Consider the following 16467-nt stretch of genomic DNA (forward strand, 5'->3'; position numbering starts at 1 on the left):
CAAGGTTGTCCGAGAATGGTAGACGCCGCCCGAGAGGGCCTCGATCTACCGTTTCCCGGACGGCAGGAACTCGATGTCGCGGCGGACGAACAGCGCGTCACTCACGCCCGAGGGCAGCCGAATCTCGTCGTGGTACAAGCCCGCCCGGATTTCGGAACGCCCCTGCGGGACGAAGATCCACGACGCCGACGCCAGCACCCGCCCGGCGTCCACACGCAGTTCCGGGATACCGGTGATATGTGTTCCCACAGGCGAATTCGCGGCGAATTCACGCAGGGCCGCACGCCCTTCGATCGGGGCCTGACCGGCGACCTGGAGGCAGCCGTCCGGAACGAACAACTCGCTCCACTCCTCGGCGCGGCGCTGATCGATCAATCGTCCATACCGTGCCAGCAGGGCGTGAATCGCGTTGGAATCCATGGTCATAATCAAATTCTCCGTCGGCCGTTCACAACGCCAGTGGGACGGACTTGGGACCCCGCAGACCGAGTCCGCGGCCGTACACGATCGCATCGGCCAATTCGAAATCGGGCATCTTGTCCAGGATCTGATTCAGCCAGATCCGCAGCTCGAGCCGGGCGAGGTTGAGGCCGAGGCACACGTGCATGCCGAAGCCGAAGCCCAGATGCTGGCGCGGTTCCCGGTGGATGTCGAATTCGTCGGGCCGCTCCCAGCGCTCCGGGTCACGGTTGCCCGCGCCGATCAGGACCTTCACCTCCGCGCCCCGGGGTACCCGGACGCCGTCGACATCCGATTCGTCCGAGCACGCGCGACGCGGCAACACCTGCACCAGCGTCTGCCAGCGATGGATCTCCTCGATGGCCGCGGGAATCAGCGAACGATCGGCGGCGAGCGCGCGGCGTTGGTCCGGGTACTGGGCGAGGGCGACGAGAGTCGTCGCCATGAGCTTGGCCGTCGTCTCGTTGCCCGCGAAGACCAATTGGCTGTTGCTGGCGATGATCTCGCGTTCGGTCATCTCCGCGGCATAGTCGTGGAAGACCATCATCGACACCAGATCCTCGCCCCGCGCGGCCTTGCGGCGGGCGATGACGACATCGGCGATGTAGGCATTGAGCGCCGCGGTCGCCTCGGCGCCCTTGCGCAGCACCGCCCGGCCCTCGGGCGTGGGATCGTAGGAGCCTTCCTGCGTCCCGCCCATCGCCTCGCTCCACTCGCTGAACCGCCGGTGCATCGACTCATCGATACCCAGCATCCGCGCGATGACGAGGGTGGGTATCGCGCGCGTCATATTCGGAATCGCGTCGAGCGTCTCACCGGAGCGCAGCCGCTCCACGAACCGATCCACCTGCGCGGCAACGATTTCGGTGACAAGCTCACGCTGCGTTTCGAGCGAGTCCCGCTGGAAGAACTCCGACCAGATACCGCGCATGTCATGGTGCCTGGGCGAATCGAGCGCCTCCATGGTCACCCCGCCGAATGCCCGCACGAACAGCTCTTCCATGTCCTGCGAACTGAATTTCCGCACCGCGGCGAGTGTTCGCGAACAGTTGCGGTATCCGGTGACCATGTAGTGGTCGGCGAACTCGTTGTAGACGACGGGGCCGAGGCGACGCCATCGCGCCATCTCGGGATAGGGATCCTGGCAGAAGTCCCAATCGGTCAGGTCCTGGTTCACGGCGGGGACCGTGGACGACGCGCTGCTCATCATTCGCTCCGGATCGCGGCGGCCGGGCACGCCCGGATTCCGGCGGCGGCGCCGGCTTCCTGCTCGGGTGTGGGATCGGCGACGATCGCGAGCACGATCCCGTCGTCGTCCTGATCGAAGATGGCGGGCGCCGCGAAAACGCACGCGCCACTGGCGATGCACTTGTCCCTGTCGACTTCGATGTGCATGGAAACTCCTACTTCTGCGTTGCTCGGAATCCGGCCGGTCAGCGACCGTAGGGTGTCGCCGCCTCGGCCGGGGTCGAGTTCGTATCCTCAGCCGCACGAGCGGCTTTGAGCTCGTTCGCCGCCGCGGTCCGCAACATCCCGGAGTCCGAACCGAGACTCACCATGCGCGCTCCTCGCCCGACCCATCGGCGAGCCCCCACCGCGTCGAGCTGGTGCAGACCGAGCACGATATTCGAGGCCTCGCACGCGGCCCGGATCCGTTCGAACGGCTCGACCAGCTGATCGGAGGTGAAGGCCCGCATCGGATTCAGCCCGAGCCCGATCGACAGATCCGCGGGCCCGACATAGATTCCGGTGACCCCCGGCACCGCCGCGATACCGGCCACGTTCTCGAGGGCTTCGACGGTTTCGACCATGACGAAGACGGAGACCCGGTCGCCCATCGCGTCGAGGTCGGCGATCGGAAGTCCCGAACCCGTCGGCCCGAAGCTGCGCACCCCGCGTGGCGGATAGCGCACCGCCGACACCGCCGCGGCGGCGTCCTCGGGTGAGTTCACCATCGGCACGATGATGCCGTCCGCGCCCGCGTCGGCGAGGCGTCCGATCAGCGTCGTGTCGTTCTTCGACACCCGCACGATGGTCGGCACGCCACCCGGCGGTGTGCGCACCAGCCACCCGGCCACCGTCACCTCGTCCAGCACCGAATGCTGGCAGTCGATGCCGGCATAGTCGAAGCCCGCACCACGGAATATGTTGAGCGAGAACTCGTTTCCCGCGGCAACCCAGCCACCGAATGCCGGGCTGTCGGCGTCCCAGAGTTCACGCAGGCGTTGGTGTGTCATATCGATCGGCTTCCTTCTCGTAACGAGGTTCGAGGGTGAGGTCGGGTCAGCGGCCGACGATGGGAACCGGAGCCCCCGCCGGGAGCAGCCACGATTCGTCGAGGTCTTCGAGCTTCGCGACGCCCATGAGCGTCATGGCTCGCCGTATCTCCGCTTTCAGGATCTCGACCACGTCCTTCGCGCCGTCGGGCCCGTCGACGGCGAGCCCGTAGAGATAGGGCCTGCCGATGCAGACCGCGTCCGCGCCGAGGCACAGCGCCTTGATGACGTCGGTCCCCCGGCGTATTCCGCCGTCGATCAGCACCTCGGCCCGGTCGCCGACCCGCGCCGCGATCGCGGGCAGGGCGTCGAGCGCCGCAGGGGCGCAATCCAGTTGCCGCCCACCGTGATTCGACACGACCACGCCCTGGGCTCCGAGGCCGACCGCACGCTCGGCGTCGTCGGCGTCCAGGACGCCCTTGATATAGAGCGGCCCCTGCCAGTTCTCCCGCATCCAGGCGAAGTCGTCCCAGTTCAATTCCGGTCGCATCATGCGGAATTGACGATCGAGCGTCTTCATGGCGGTCCTGGCGCCGCCCGCCTTCTCGCCGGTGTCGACCAGATTGCGCAACGAGGTCCGCTGATATTTGAGGAAGGCCGCCCACCACTTCGGCCGGATCGCCGCGTCCAGGACACGTCTGGGCGTGAGCACCGGCGGATTGCCCATGCCGCGCTTGCGCTCGGATTCCCGGTTGCCGTGCGTGGGCACATCGACGGTCACGAACATCGCTGTGTAACCGGCGTTCTGGGCGCGCTTCATCAGGTCGTGGGCCAGATCGTGCCTGTCGGTGGCCAGATCCGCCCACGGATAGAGCTGGAAGAAATGGCCGCGTTCGGAACCCGCGGCGATCTCCTCGAAGGAATACGACGACGCGGTGCTCACGATGGACAGCGTGCCCGCGCGCTCCGCCGCCCGCGCCGCGCCCAATTCGCCGGTCCAGTGCGACAGACCGGCCGCACCCGTCGGCGCGAGCAGTATCGGAGCCGAAAGGTCTTGTCCCGCAATTGTTGTGCCGAGATCGGTGGCCTCGTTGCCGGTGAGCACCTTCGACTTGAGCGCGTAGCGATCGAATGCGGCCCGATTCGCCGCCAGGGTCGCCATATCCTCCGCGCCGTAATCCACATAGGCCCAGACCATGTCCGGAACCGCGCGCCGCGCGCGGACGCGATAGTCCTCGACGGTGATCGGACCCGGCCGGGACGACAGCTTGTACTTGAAAACCGGCATCAGCGGGACTCCTCGGCTGACGGATGTGACATCACTTGACCGCGATCGGGGCCACGGGCGATCCCACGGCCCCCACCACTCGCAGGGGCGGCGCGGAGAAGAAGAAATCCCACTGCCCGTCCTCGGCGCAATCCGCGGACAGCTCCTCCAGGTCGAACATCTCGCCGAACATCATGCCGACGTCGCGCAGCATCACACAGTGCAGCGGCAGGTATGCGCCTTCGGTGCGCGAGGGCTGCACCTCGATCCCCCAGTTGTCCGAGGCGAGCACCGAAACCTCGCGATCGCGCAGCCATTCGGCGCAGTCGAGCCCCAGGCCGGGATTGGTCCGGATCCACTCCGACGACCACCCGTCGACGATCGCCTTGCGCCGCCAACCGGTCCGGACCAGCAGGATGTCACCCTCGCCGACCCGTACACCCTGCTCGGACTCGGCCCGTTCCAGTTCCTCGGGACCGATCGGGTCGTCCTCGACCCTGAGCCATTCGACGCCGCGCAGTCGCGCGATGTCCAGCAGCACGCCACGCCCGACCGCGCCGGGCAGCACCTTGTCGATGCTGTTGCGCTTCGCGCCGTTCATCGCGGTGATCGTCTCCGACGCGGTCACATCGTTGTAGTACTTGTCGTCGTATCCGACGTGCGCGAGGCTGTCCCACTGGGTCGCGCACTGTAGCGGCAGGATCAGCATGTCGTCGGCCACCACGAGACCGTCCGGGGTCTCGAACTCACCCGGCATCACCGTCATCGAATGCTGCGGATTGAACCGCCCGTGTCCGCCGCGCTGCGGTCCGTCGTGCCCGAGCGGCAGGCTCAACTCGAAGACCTTGCCCGACCGGATGGAACTCGCTGCCGCCCGGACCATCTCGGCGGTGATGAGGTTCAGGGTGCCCTTCTGATCGTCCGCGCCCCACCGCCCCCAATTCGACAATCTCTTGCCGAGCTCCTTGAAAGTTTCCACGGCACTTCGCCTTTCGCTGCCAGGTGAGGTGAATCACCGGTCTCGCCCGCGCGACCATCTACCGAAACTTCGAATCACGCGACTACCTCGCCTACGTTCTGAGCACCACTTGGATCCGGCAGGTCGTCGAGGATGTGAGCCCGGCCTCGGAACAGACCGCCTCGCTCAGCGCCCTGCGCCACATCATCCACACGTCCGCGGCTGTTCTGGAAAAGCATCCGAACATGTTGCGCACCTACACTTTGTCGATGTTGAGCTCCGATGAATTCGTTCGCGATCAGCGCTTGCTCACCAAGGGCTCGCTCGGCTGGGGACCGCCGCCCGGCGTCGAGCGCGAGGACTGGGACACCATGATCGACTACATGGACAAGGTGTACTGGGCGGGTCTGCTGCGATGGACCTACGGGCAGATGGACTACGCCGACATCGCCCGCGACGTCGACGGAATCGCGACGATCTGCGCCAAGGCTCTCGGCATCTTCGACCGGTAGCGCACATCGAAGCGATCGGACCCTGCTTCCGCATCACGCGGGCCGCTCGGTCGCTGCTTTTCTCTTCAGCGCGAATCGCATCGCCCGAGCGATGATTCCGGAGTACGAGGCGCCGAGCAGACGAGGGGCGGCCGCGGCGATCCGGCCGTCGGCGCCGATCAGGATCCGGCCGTGGTTGCGGTCCATACCTCGGAGAATGATCCGGGCCGCCTTCTCCGGCTCCGTGAGCGAGACGTTGTTGGAATTCTCGACGGTCGCCCTGTCCTGCGGCCGGGCCACCTCCTCACGGCGCCGGCGCTCCGCCTCGACGATGGCCTTGATGCGCGCGACCGAGGTATCGAGATTCGACGCCAGATCACGTCGACGGTCGAAGACGAACAGGCACAACCGCTCGAAGATCAGGACAGCGGTCGGCAGGTCGACGCACATCCGGAACTCTTCGGTCAGCCGAACCGTATCCGGATCAGTCTCGTCGATGACATAGGTCCACTGCGTCCAGTCGCCGCCCATCGATTCGACCACGAACGAGAACCGCCGCCCCGGCTCGACGGTGACCACCCGCGCGTCCGTCCGCCACCCGGCGAGCCTGCGACGATTCCGCGAGCGGAATCGGTCCGCGGCGACCCATCCGGCGGAGACGGTCTCCGGACTCCACTGCGGGATGCGGGTGATGTCCGATACGATGGCATAGACTTCCCCGGCGGTCGCCGAGATCGCGATCGATGAGCTCAGCACGTCGCCTTTTCGCAATCTCGGCATCGAACCCTTCACTCTCACATCGGCTCTCGCGACAGCGCCACATCATGCGACCCGACCGTCGACATGCGAACGGGAATCCGCCGGTGCGTGATCCGCATCCGGGTGGTCCACCGATGGTCGAATCCAGGCGCGCCGATGTCCAATAACCACGGCCACAACCAATGGCTATGACCGCCTGCGACTAGATCGGGTTACCTAATTACATAGTGCTGCAACATATTTCGCAATATCGAACAGCATTCCGGGAGGAAACTAGACACTGTTAAATTAGCTGTCTATCGTGGATTCGCATTCGGTCGCTGCACGGAAGGGCTGACGGATTGATGCCACCATCGTCATCGCAGAGCACCGCACGACGGCTCGGGGTGTCGGTGACGCCGACTCGGCCGCCGCTGCCCTGGTCGGCGGAACGCTATCGCCGGGACGGGTACTGGCTGGAGCCCCAGCCGCGTTTCACCCACTATCGCGAGTTGGCCGCGGGCGGGGACCGTACGGCGCTGATCGACAACGCCGCCGAATGGACCTACCGGCAGCTCGCCCGGGTCGTCGCCGCCCTCACCGGACAACTGCGTGCCGCGGGTTTGCGGCCGGGCGATCCGGTCCTGATCGTCGCTCCGCTCACCAATGCCGCCGTTGCGGCCTATCTCGCCACGCTCTACAGCGGATATGTCGCCGTGCTGCTCGATCGGCGCTGTGGCACATCCGATGTCCGGCACGCGCACACCGCGACACGCCCCGCGCTGACGCTGGCCTGCGCGCAGGACACCGAACGACTCGGCCTGAGCGGCTTCGGGCCGGTCATCACCTTCGAGCAGTTCTCGGCCACTGCCGACACGGCCACACCCGACGACCCGGCGCCGCACGATTTCGACGCCGCGGCGGTCGTGCTGTTCACCTCCGGGACGACCGGCACGCCGAAAGGCGTTGTGCACAGCCTCAATACGCTGCGCAGCGGCTCGGCCAACATGGCCCGCGCGCTGGGCTTCGCCGAAACCGACGTCCCCTTCCTCTCCAGCCCCCTCGCGGGCATCACCGGCGTGGTCCAGCTGCACATGGTGCTGCACGCGCACGCGACGCTGGTCCTGGAGGACCGGTTCGATCCGGCCTCCTCACTCACGCGGATACTCGAACACAACGCCACCCTGATCGGCGGAGCGCCGGTCATCATCGATCAGCTGTTCGGAGAATGCGACGCCCGACAGCTCACCGATCTGCCCCTGCGCTCGATCGCGTTGGGCGGCACCGCGATTCCGCGGCGGCTGGTCGACACCGCGGTGACGCGCTACGGCATCGTTCCCATCCGGGTGTACGGCTCGTCGGAGGTGCCGTTCTCGACCGGAAGCAAGGTCGAGGCGGATTCGCCGGCCTCGGATTCCGACGAGGGTTTTCCGCTGCCCGGCGTCGATATCGCCATCCGCGATGAGAACGACCACGAGCTGCTGGTCCGCGGCCCGCACCGATTTCTCGGCTACCTCGATCCCGAGCACAACAGGGACGCCTTCGACGGCGAATGGGTGCGCACCGGCGATCAAGCCGACATCCGGGAGGGACGGCTCACCATCAAGGGCCGCCTCAAGGAGATCGTGGCACGCAAGGGCATGAAGATCTCGCTCGCGGAGGTGGACGAGGTCACGACCGTCCTGAACGACCTCGGCGAATCCGTCAGCTACGGAGTCGAGGACCCCGAAACAGGAGAACGGCTCGTCCTGGCCATCCACTGCGCGCGTCCGCACAACTTCGAATTCGCCGAGATCACCGACCGGCTGCTGCGCGCCGGTCTCGCGAAATGGAAACTGCCGGAACAGATCATCGTCTGGTACGACCCTTTCCCGCGCACCGAGAGCGGCAAGATCCAGCGCAGGGAAGTCGCCAACCGCGCCGCGAACAGACCCACCCTCAACGCCCCGCGACTCGGTGGCCCGGGCACCTAACAGCCAACGGATTCGCGACCTTCCTATGCATGATGCATGTAGTGTGCATGTGACACAACAGGACCGGTCGGCCTCGGACATCACACCGCGAGCAGCGGAACGTCGACCGTCCGGAACAGCGGACAGATGAGGACCAGCATGGAGGATTTCGCACACCGATACGGACCGGTCGCCGTGGTCACCGGCGCGTCCTCGGGCATCGGACGCTCATTCGCGACCCAATTGGCAACGCGCAAAATCGATCTCGTCCTGGTCGCTCGCCGACTCGACAGATTGCTTGCGCTCGCCGAGGAATTGAGCGGCGAGCACGGTGTCCAGATCACCGTGCAGCAGGCCGACCTGGCCGATCCCACGGCCGCGGCCCGCATCGTGGACGCGATCTCCGCCCTGGACGTGGGACTGCTGATCAGCAACGCGGGATTCGGTGTGAAGGGCGCGTTCGAACTCGGCGACGCCCGAACCCTGACGGACATGATGACCGTGAACTGCCACACCCCCACCCAGCTGGCACACGGCCTGGTCCCTCACTTGAAGCGGCGTGGGCGCGGCGGAATCCTGTTCACCAGTTCGGTCGAGGGATTCCTCGGATGCCCCTTCTCCGCGGGCTATTCGGCGAGCAAGGCGTATGTGAACGCGCTCGGCGAGGCCCTGTGGGGCGAGCTGACTCCGGCGGGCGTGGACGTACTGACGCTGTGCCCCGGCGCGACCGACACCGAGGCCCCGCGCCTACAGGGCATCGACCCCGCGAGCCTGCACGATCTGATGTCGCCCGACGATGTCGCCGCCTCGGCCCTGGAACACCTGCGGCACGGGCCGATTCACGTGCCCAGCGAGCACTACCGGGGACAGTTCGAACAACTCCTGGGCCTGCCGCGCGACCAGGCGCTCACGGCCATGGCCAAGGCCGTGAGCAGTGCAAGAAAACCATTGCCGGGGTGAATGATTCGACACCCACCCCCGGCAATGTGGCGATTCAGCCCAATAGGATCGCACGCTCCGGACAGCCACGCTCGGCCGCCCGCACCGCATCCTCGAACCCGGCGTCGACCTCCGCCGCCGCCTCGGCATAGCCGTCGTCGTGCAGCGTGAAGACCTCCGGACACAGCGTCAGGCAGATGCCGTGGCCACGACAGCGGTCCGCATCGACTTCCACCTTCATCGGGAAACCCCCTGCACCACATCGAATTCCAGGTGCAGCGCGGTCAGCCCGCGCAGCACGAACGTCGGGACGTACTCGTATTCGCGCGCGTCGGCGGGGCCGTGCACCCGCTCGTCGACCCGGATGTCGGTGGTGCGGGCGAGCAGGCGTTCCAGGGCCACCCGCGCCTCGGCGCGGGCCAGCGGCGCACCCGGGCAGGTGTGAATGCCACGCCCGAAAGCGATGTGCGAGCGGGCATTCGAGCGCGCGGGGTCGAATGTCGCGGGATCGTCGAAACGCAGCGGATCGCGATTGGCCGCACCGTTGACCACCATCAGCGTGGTCCCGGCGGGCAGATCCACCTCGCCGACGGTGACCGGTACCCGCGAGAGCCGGAAGTCGCCCTTGATCGGGCTCTCGGTGCGCAATACCTCCTCGATGAAATTCGTTGTGCGACTGGGATCCTCACGAAGCCACCGCTGAAGTTCGGGACGTTCGGCGATGAGCTTCAGCGCCGAGCCGAGCAGCCGCACGGTCGTCTCCTGGCCCGCGGAGAACAGATTCGCCGCCACCCGCACCACATCCATCACCTCCGGCTCGGTACCGTCCGGAAACGCCGTGGTCGCCATACTCGTCAGGACGTCACCACGCGGCTGCGCGCGACGATCCCGGATGTACGCGGAGAACTTCTCGTACAGGAATTCGATCGGATTGTGCTCCATCGACTCACCCTCGACATTGCCGACCCCGGGCCCCTCCCGATGCGGATCCCGTTGCAGCGCATGCAGGAACTCCGCCTGATCGGCCTCGGGCACACCCAGCAGATCCGCGATCACATACAGCGTGAACGGACCGGCGAAATCCCGGATGAAATCCCCCGACCCCGCGGCCAGATAGTCATCGAGCACCCGATCGGCCAGCGCCCACATCGCATCCTCGTTCTCCTTGAGGCGCTTGGGGGTGATCAGCCGCATCAGCAGACCCCGATGCTGGGTGTGCTTGGGCGGATCGAACGTCGGCAGCTGATCGCTCAGCGGCAACTCGTCCCGATGCCGCTCGATCTGCTCGCTGATGTCATCACCCACCAGCGGAACCGGAAAACCCGGGAACGGACCGGTCACCGACGTGCACGAGGAGAAACGCTCACTGTCGTTCAATACCGCCAACGCCTCGTCGTAACCGGTCACCATGTACACCCCGTGGCGCTCCTCCCGCCGCACCGGGCACTGCGCCCGCAGTTCCTCGAAGTAGGGATAGGGATCCGCGAGCAACTCCGTTCCCAGGAAGAAATCGGCGCTCTCGTTCTCGTCCGCCACTGCGGGGCTCCCTTCGGCACGGTTCGCGGGACCTCACTGGCGCGAGCCGCGACCACCGCGAAACATGAACCATCAATTGATGACACTCATATTCACATCAGCTACAGAGCTCGTCAAACGCAGGCCGAGCGGGATCGTACGCTTCGACCAGCGGACAACACTGAGCTGCAAGATGAATCCACGTGGGACCGATCCGCGACCGAGACGGATGGCGAGCATCACTCGGTCCATTATCGCTCTATTCAGAGCACTCTATAACGGTCGCGCCGCCGAACCATCCGAGCTCACGCGGCCAGGTCGTAGACGGTCACGCCGCCGACTCTCATCGAGGTGAAGTGCTGGGTGACCCAGGCCGTGATCGCCGCCGCCGGACTCCCGGCCGCTGGTTCGTGACGATCGCCGCCGACCGGGGCGATGAAATAACGCACCTCGCGTGCGGCGACATACTGCTGGAACTGCGCGAGGGTCGGCGCGGGATCGCCGCCGATGAATCCGCCGATCGGCATGACGGAGACGTTACCGGCCAGCTCCAGCGGGCCCGCCGTCATCGATCCGACAGCCGCTGCGGCCCAACGCGTATGAGTACTCCGCAACAGTGTCAGCAGGGCGGTGTTGTTCGCCGGCGCCGCGGAGTCGGGACCGCCGCCGTGCACGTCCGGGCCGGCCAGCTGCCCGTGCGGGGTGGCAACGGTGTCGAGCGTGTAGGCAACCGGCCCGGCCACACCGGATACCAGGCCGACGCAGGCCGCGCCCAGCATGAGCCGCTTCCCGCCGACCACGAGAAGTACTGCGGCACTGAGTGATCCGAGCAGAATCAGCCAGCGCAACACGGGCAGCCAGTGCGGCGTGCGGTCCAGTAGCGCGAACGCCCAGAGACCGGTCACCCCGATCAGCGCCGCCAGGACTCCTCGTCCCCGCCACTGGGCACGCCGCCGCCACAGTTCGGTTGCGGACACCGCGATGAGCGCGGCGGCAGCGGGAGCCAGCTCCACGGTGTAGTACGGATGAATCATCCCGTTCATCACACTGAACACCGCGCCGGTGACGATCAGCCAGCCACCCCACATAAACAGACCGGCTCGCATCAGGTCGGTGCGCGGCCTGCGCGCGGTCAGCACGAGTCCCGCCACCAGACCGATCAGCGCCGCCGGAAGCAACCACGACCCCTGCGTCCCCAGATCGGCTCCGAACAATCGGCCGATACCCGGTGCGCCACCGCCGGTTCCGCCCGCGCCGTCGACCACGCGGTTGATGCCGTTGTAGCCGAAAGCCAGCTCCAGCAGACTGTTGGTCGAGGAACCGCCGATATACGGTCGCGCCGAGGCGGGCCACACGCTCACCAGCAGCACATACCAGCCACCGGAGATCACCACCGCGACGGCCGCCGCCAGCACCTGTCCCGCGCGTCTCCACCACGACCCCGGCGCGGCGATCAGCAGGACCAGCCCGAACGCCGGTATCACCAGGAACGCCTGCAACAGCTTGGTCAGGAACGCGACGCCGATCGCGGTTCCGGCCAGCAGAACCCAGCGGGTAGATCCGGACTCGACCGCCCGCAGCGTGCAGTATGCCGCCGCGATCAACAGCAGCACCATCAGTGCGTCGGGATGGTTGTAGCGGAACATCACGGCGGCCACCGGGGAGACGGCCAGTAGCGCCCCGGCCAGCAGACCGGCGATGTGCCCGCTGTAGCGCCGCACGGTCGCATACAGCAGCCCGATGCTGCCCACACCCATCAGCGCCTGCGGCACGAGCATCGACCAGGAATTCAGTCCGAACACGCGCGCCGAGAGCACCATCACCCACAGAAATGCGGGCGGCTTGTCGACGGTGATCGAGTTGCCCGCATCCAACGATCCGAACAACCAGGCCTTCGCGCTCCGCGTGCCCGCCTGCACGGCGGCGGCGTAGAAGTCGTTGGCCCAGCCCTGCGCCCCGAGCGACCACAGATACAGCACCGCGGTCACGATCAGCAGGCCCGTCACCGCGGCATACCGCCGATATCGCCGTCCGTGCGACACCGCGTCCGCCGAGTCCTGCCGCCCCGACTCGCGAACCACGGCGATCACGGTCATCGTCTCCTCCAGGACATGCGGCGGCTCGGAATCCGCGCCGGGACGGCATCAGCAGCAGGCGGCGGTTACCACCCTCCGATCCATGATCGTTCCTCGGTCTGTTCACTAGGTGAGAGGGCACTGCGAAATATCTGTGAACACCCCGAGTGCGATGAAATTAATTGCGGCAAAACCGATTTCGCCGCCCAAACCGGTCGGACCCGGACTACAGCCCCAGGCCGGCGAGCAACTTCTCGCTCTCGGTCCACAGCCGCGCCGCTGCCGCGTCGTCCTGGGCGGGCGGAGCCGGTGTCTCCTCGGCCTCGCGGTGGAAGTAGCGTCCGCCCGCGCGGCCGCCCTCCTCGCCGGTGGCCAGCCACACCAGCGTGCGCGCCGGTTCGTCGGGCGAGACGGTGTCGGCCGCGGCCATGTGCGCACGCATCGCCGCGTTCCCGTGCGAGGCGAAGTTGCTCGCGACCACACCGGGATGCATCACCTGAGCGACGATTCCGGTCGACCCCTCCCGACGGGCCAGCTCGCGGGTGAACAGGATGTTGGCGAGTTTCGCGCGGGCGTAGGCCTTGGTGGCGTCGAAGTCGTTCAGGCTCTGCAGATCATCCCAATCCAGGCCCTTGCAGATCCGATGCGCGCTGGAGGACACCGCGATCACCCGGGCCGGGCCGTGCGCCGTGCTCGAACGCAGCAGCGGCAGCAGCTCCCGCGTCAGCAGGACGGGTGCGAGATGATTGGCCGCGAAGGTCGCCTCGGTGCCCTCCGCGGTGACGATCCGCCGGTCGCGGACGCCTCCGGCGTTGTTGATCAGAACGTTCACGCGCGGGGTGAGCGCGGCGATCACCCTGGCCACCTGACGAACCTCGGACATCAGGGTGAAGTCGCCGCGCAGCATGGTGAACGTTCCGCTCGCGCCGAGCTGTTCCACGGCTTCGGCGCAGCGCCGCGGATCGCGGCCGACGCCGATCACCTGCCAGCCGAACTCCACGAGCCGACCTGCGGTGGACCTGCCGATCCCGGCGCTGGCGCCGGTGACGACCGCGACGGGAGCCTTCGAATCGGTGGGCAAGATGGTGTCTCCCAAGAACTTTCAGCACGATCTCTGGCATCGCGCATGGTTACCAGCCACCATAATGATACGCGAGAGTCACCATTTATCCAGGGGTTGCGCGCGGGGGCGATCAGTCGAAGGTGACAACCACCTTCTCCGCCGCGCCCGGGGTGAGGACAAGCTCGAAGGCGCGTGCCACATCCGAGAAGGGCACCCGGTGACTGATCAGTTTCGCGAAACGCTCCGCATGCTCGGCGATCTCGGGCGTCACCTCGAAGATCTCGGTCGGATAGCCCTGCGAGGCGATGATGACCATCTCACTGCGCAGCATCGCGCCGATATCGATGGGCTCGGGCTGCTTGTGCACGGCGACCACCACCAGCTTCGCACCCCACTTACCGCTGCGCAGCGCGGTGTTCACCACCACGGCCGCGCCCGCGGCATCGAGGTAGACATCGGTGTCCGGACGCGGCTGCCCGAGCGCGTTGCGGCCCTCGCCGTGCAGTTCCAGCAGCCGCGCCGCGACGTCCTCGGTCGAGGAGTCGATCACCGCGTCGGCCCCGACCGCCAGCGCGGTCTCGAGCCGCGAGGCGATCACATCGGCCACCACCACATGCGCCACGCCGCGCAGTTTCAGCCAGATCACCGCGCCCAGACCGATCGGACCCGCCCCGAACACCACTACCTTGTCACCCGGCCCGGCCTCCGAGCGGTTCACGCAGTGCCGCGAAACGGCCATCGGCTCGTTCAGCGCGGCGACCTCGAAGGGTATCGAATCAGGAAGTACCGCAACACTTTTCCCTACGACAGCGTTCTCGATCAGCAGGTATTCGCCCATCCCGCCGAGCGCACCGCCGCAGCCGATGATGCCCGAGGGCGCGGCCTGCGGATCGACCACGACGTGATCCCCGGCCCGCAACCCGCTCACCTCGGCCCCGACCTCGACGATCTCACCGGCCGGTTCGTGCCCCAGCGGCAGCGAACGCAGCACGCCCGCGCCGAGCCGATTGCCCAGCGCGTCGATCGGCGTGCCGCCCATGTGCAGGAAGGTCACATCGGTGCCGCAGATCCCGCACGCACGGATCCGCACCAGCGCGTCGTTCGGACCGGGAACCGGCCGTTCGATCTCGACGACCCGGATCTGGTCCACGTCGCCGGTCTGTACGAGCTTCATCGAGGACATCTGCCACCTGCTTTCTCCGGACGGACCGATGGTCTAGCCAGTTACATCATCGCCAGCGTCACGGACGACGACGATCGGCGGGGCCGTCGCTGCCTACACTGAGGATCCCGAACCCCGAGGAGCGTCCATGGCGAGTGCCGTCGAGACCGAATCAGCCGACGGTGAGCCGCGTATCGAGACCGAATCCGGCGGCACGCTGGCCGCCCGGATAGCGCATCGCATCGAGGAGACCGTCATCCGGCGGGGCTGGCCGGTCGGCGAGACGCTGGGTTCGGAGGTCGGGTTGCGCGAGCGGTTCGGGGTGAGCAGGTCGGTGCTGCGCGAGGCGGTACGCCTGGTCGAACACCATCAGGTCGCCCGGATGCGGCGCGGCCCCAACGGCGGCCTGTTCGTCTGCGCGCCCGATGCCGGTCCGGCCACCCGGGCGATCGTCATCTACCTGGAATACGTCGGCACCAGCGTCGCGGACTTGCTCGAGGCCCGGCTGCTGCTCGAGCCCATCGCCGCGGGCCTGGCCGCCGACCGGATCACCGAGGAGGGCATCGAGACTCTGCGCGCGATCCTGGCCGAGGAGTTCGCGGGCCGGGACGATCCGGAGAGTTCGTCCGAGGACCCATTGCACCTGATGCTGGGCGCGCTGTCGGGAAATGCGGTGCTGCGCTTGTTCATCGACGTGCTCACCCGTCTCACCGCGCGATACACCCACACCTCCCGCAAACTCTCGCGAGCGGAGGTCGCGGAGTCCAAAGCGGTCAGGCACGAAGAGCACAGTGCCGTCGCCGACGCGGTGATCGCCGGTGACGGCGCACGCGCCCAGACCGCGCTGGCCGCGCACCTGGAATCGGTGGCCGCGTGGATCGAGAAGTATCGCGTGCCACGCGCCTCCCGGATCACGGGCGCGGTGGTCGAACCAGAAGCGGTCGAGGGGCCCGGGGCCAAACTCGCGGAGGTTCTCGCGGGCCGGATCCACGAGGACATCACCGAACGCGGCTGGCAGGTCGGCATGGTGCTGGGCTCCGAGACCGATCTGCTGACCCGATACGGCGTCAGCCGCGCGGTCCTGCGCGAGGCGGTGCGGCTGCTGGAATACCACTCGGTGGCCCGGATGCGCCGCGGCCCCGGCGGCGGGCTGATCGTCGCCGCACCCGAACCACAGGCCAGCGTGGACACCATGGCGCTGTATCTGGAGTATCAGGGCGTCAGCGCCGCGGATCTGCACACCGTGCGCAATGCCATCGAACTCGGCATCGTCGCCCGGGTGACCGAACGACTCACCGAGGGCGATCCCGTGGCGGCCGAACGGCTCGGCCGGGCCGTGCGCCGGCCGTCGGAGGAGCCGTCCGAGGATCCGGACAAGGGCGATCTGTTCCACACCGAACTGGCCGCGCTCGCAGGCAATCCCGTACTGTCGCTGTTTCTTTCGATCCTCACCGAGCTGTTCCGACGACACGCAGCCGGACACGAACAACCGATGCCCGACGCGCAGGCCCACGCCCATATCCTCGACGCGATCCTGCGCGGCGACGCCGGAATCGCACGTCACCGCATGCGCCGCCACCTCGACACCCTCACCCCCGGGTGGCGCTGAAACCCCTTGTCGTACAACGACCG

General features: G+C 67.1%; 16 protein-coding genes. 4 read left to right on the forward strand and 12 right to left on the reverse strand.

Features of this window, described 5'->3' with window-relative positions:
- Positions 1–45: 45 nt before the first annotated feature.
- Genes NM2_RS23445 through NM2_RS23470 form a run of 6 tightly spaced genes read right to left on the reverse strand, consistent with a single transcriptional unit; the run spans position 46 to position 4921 of the window.
- Positions 46–426, reverse strand: a complete 381-nt coding sequence (locus NM2_RS23445) for a nuclear transport factor 2 family protein (RefSeq protein WP_067672781.1) — start codon at positions 424–426, stop codon at positions 46–48.
- 22 nt (positions 427–448) lie between these two features.
- Entirely contained in the window at positions 449–1666 is a 1218-nt protein-coding gene (locus NM2_RS23450; RefSeq protein WP_169816229.1) for a cytochrome P450, read from the reverse strand.
- On the reverse strand, positions 1666–1854 hold the full coding sequence (locus NM2_RS23455; protein WP_067672787.1) for a ferredoxin: 189 nt from the start codon (positions 1852–1854) through the stop codon (positions 1666–1668). Before NM2_RS23455 ends, NM2_RS23450 begins: the two co-directional genes overlap by 1 nt.
- Positions 1855–1892: 38 nt before the next feature.
- Positions 1893–2696, reverse strand: coding sequence for an HpcH/HpaI aldolase family protein (locus NM2_RS23460; protein WP_067672790.1), 804 nt, complete (start codon positions 2694–2696; stop codon positions 1893–1895).
- Positions 2697–2742: 46 nt separating this feature from the next.
- Positions 2743–3963, reverse strand: a complete 1221-nt coding sequence (locus NM2_RS23465) for an alpha-hydroxy acid oxidase (protein ID WP_067672794.1) — start codon at positions 3961–3963, stop codon at positions 2743–2745.
- A 31-nt stretch (positions 3964–3994) separates the two neighbouring features.
- The gene (locus NM2_RS23470) at positions 3995–4921 is read right to left on the reverse strand and encodes a cyclase family protein (protein ID WP_067672798.1); all 927 of its coding nucleotides are present in this window, start codon (positions 4919–4921) and stop codon (positions 3995–3997) included.
- A 134-nt stretch (positions 4922–5055) separates the two neighbouring features.
- Here NM2_RS23470 and NM2_RS23475 point away from each other — a divergent pair, with 134 nt between their 5' ends.
- Positions 5056–5412 (forward strand): hypothetical protein, encoded by a 357-nt coding sequence (locus NM2_RS23475; RefSeq protein WP_067672801.1) that lies wholly within the window; start codon positions 5056–5058, stop codon positions 5410–5412.
- 33 nt (positions 5413–5445) lie between these two features.
- On the opposite strand, the gene NM2_RS51780 is transcribed toward NM2_RS23475, so the two are convergent.
- On the reverse strand, positions 5446–6171 hold the full coding sequence (locus NM2_RS51780; RefSeq protein ID WP_245718177.1) for an SRPBCC family protein: 726 nt from the start codon (positions 6169–6171) through the stop codon (positions 5446–5448).
- Positions 6172–6494: 323 nt separating this feature from the next.
- On the opposite strand from NM2_RS51780, the gene NM2_RS23485 reads away from it, so the two are divergent.
- Both NM2_RS23485 and NM2_RS23490 read left to right on the forward strand, forming a co-directional pair.
- The gene (locus NM2_RS23485; protein ID WP_084531469.1) at positions 6495–8102 is read left to right on the forward strand and encodes a class I adenylate-forming enzyme family protein; all 1608 of its coding nucleotides are present in this window, start codon (positions 6495–6497) and stop codon (positions 8100–8102) included.
- A 126-nt stretch (positions 8103–8228) separates the two neighbouring features.
- Entirely contained in the window at positions 8229–9041 is an 813-nt protein-coding gene (locus NM2_RS23490; protein WP_067672812.1) for an SDR family NAD(P)-dependent oxidoreductase, read from the forward strand.
- Between the two features lie 34 nt (positions 9042–9075).
- Here the strand turns inward: NM2_RS23490 and NM2_RS23495 are convergent, their stop codons facing one another.
- The 5 genes from NM2_RS23495 to NM2_RS23515 form a co-directional block, all read right to left on the reverse strand.
- Positions 9076–9261, reverse strand: coding sequence for a ferredoxin (locus tag NM2_RS23495; protein WP_067672815.1), 186 nt, complete (start codon positions 9259–9261; stop codon positions 9076–9078).
- Complete coding sequence (locus tag NM2_RS23500) at positions 9258–10556, reverse strand: cytochrome P450 (RefSeq protein WP_067672818.1); 1299 nt, start codon at positions 10554–10556, stop codon at positions 9258–9260. Before NM2_RS23500 ends, NM2_RS23495 begins: the two co-directional genes overlap by 4 nt.
- A 284-nt stretch (positions 10557–10840) precedes the next feature.
- Complete coding sequence (locus tag NM2_RS23505; RefSeq protein ID WP_067672821.1) at positions 10841–12631, reverse strand: glycosyltransferase family 39 protein; 1791 nt, start codon at positions 12629–12631, stop codon at positions 10841–10843.
- A 205-nt stretch (positions 12632–12836) separates the two neighbouring features.
- Positions 12837–13691, reverse strand: a complete 855-nt coding sequence (locus NM2_RS23510; protein ID WP_067672934.1) for an SDR family NAD(P)-dependent oxidoreductase — start codon at positions 13689–13691, stop codon at positions 12837–12839.
- A 112-nt stretch (positions 13692–13803) separates the two neighbouring features.
- Positions 13804–14847 carry a zinc-dependent alcohol dehydrogenase gene (locus tag NM2_RS23515; RefSeq protein WP_218025970.1) on the reverse strand — a complete coding sequence of 348 codons (1044 nt, stop codon included), beginning with the start codon at positions 14845–14847 and terminating at the stop codon, positions 13804–13806.
- A 136-nt stretch (positions 14848–14983) separates the two neighbouring features.
- On the opposite strand from NM2_RS23515, the gene NM2_RS23520 reads away from it, so the two are divergent.
- The gene (locus NM2_RS23520) at positions 14984–16444 is read left to right on the forward strand and encodes a FadR/GntR family transcriptional regulator (RefSeq protein WP_067672827.1); all 1461 of its coding nucleotides are present in this window, start codon (positions 14984–14986) and stop codon (positions 16442–16444) included.
- Positions 16445–16467: the final 23 nt, after the last annotated feature.

Source organism: Nocardia miyunensis NBRC 108239, from assembly GCF_001613065.1.
In the GTDB taxonomy this organism is placed as follows: Bacteria; Actinomycetota; Actinomycetes; order Mycobacteriales; family Mycobacteriaceae; genus Nocardia; species Nocardia miyunensis.

Excerpts from the sequence above, each read along its gene's own strand:
- NM2_RS23445 (WP_067672781.1), bottom strand. The coding sequence starts at position 426 with ATGACCATGGATTCCAACGCGATTCACGCCCTGCTGGCACGGTATGGA.
- NM2_RS23450 (WP_169816229.1), bottom strand. The coding sequence starts at position 1,666 with ATGAGCAGCGCGTCGTCCACGGTCCCCGCCGTGAACCAGGACCTGACC.
- NM2_RS23455 (WP_067672787.1), bottom strand. The coding sequence starts at position 1,854 with ATGCACATCGAAGTCGACAGGGACAAGTGCATCGCCAGTGGCGCGTGC.
- NM2_RS23460 (WP_067672790.1), bottom strand. The coding sequence starts at position 2,696 with ATGACACACCAACGCCTGCGTGAACTCTGGGACGCCGACAGCCCGGCA.
- NM2_RS23465 (WP_067672794.1), bottom strand. The coding sequence starts at position 3,963 with ATGCCGGTTTTCAAGTACAAGCTGTCGTCCCGGCCGGGTCCGATCACC.
- NM2_RS51780 (WP_245718177.1), bottom strand. The coding sequence starts at position 6,171 with ATGCCGAGATTGCGAAAAGGCGACGTGCTGAGCTCATCGATCGCGATC.
- NM2_RS23485 (WP_084531469.1), top strand. The coding sequence starts at position 6,495 with ATGCCACCATCGTCATCGCAGAGCACCGCACGACGGCTCGGGGTGTCG.
- NM2_RS23490 (WP_067672812.1), top strand. The coding sequence starts at position 8,229 with ATGAGGACCAGCATGGAGGATTTCGCACACCGATACGGACCGGTCGCC.
- NM2_RS23495 (WP_067672815.1), bottom strand. The coding sequence starts at position 9,261 with ATGAAGGTGGAAGTCGATGCGGACCGCTGTCGTGGCCACGGCATCTGC.
- NM2_RS23505 (WP_067672821.1), bottom strand. The coding sequence starts at position 12,631 with ATGACCGTGATCGCCGTGGTTCGCGAGTCGGGGCGGCAGGACTCGGCG.
- NM2_RS23515 (WP_218025970.1), bottom strand. The coding sequence starts at position 14,847 with ATGAAGCTCGTACAGACCGGCGACGTGGACCAGATCCGGGTCGTCGAG.
- NM2_RS23520 (WP_067672827.1), top strand. The coding sequence starts at position 14,984 with ATGGCGAGTGCCGTCGAGACCGAATCAGCCGACGGTGAGCCGCGTATC.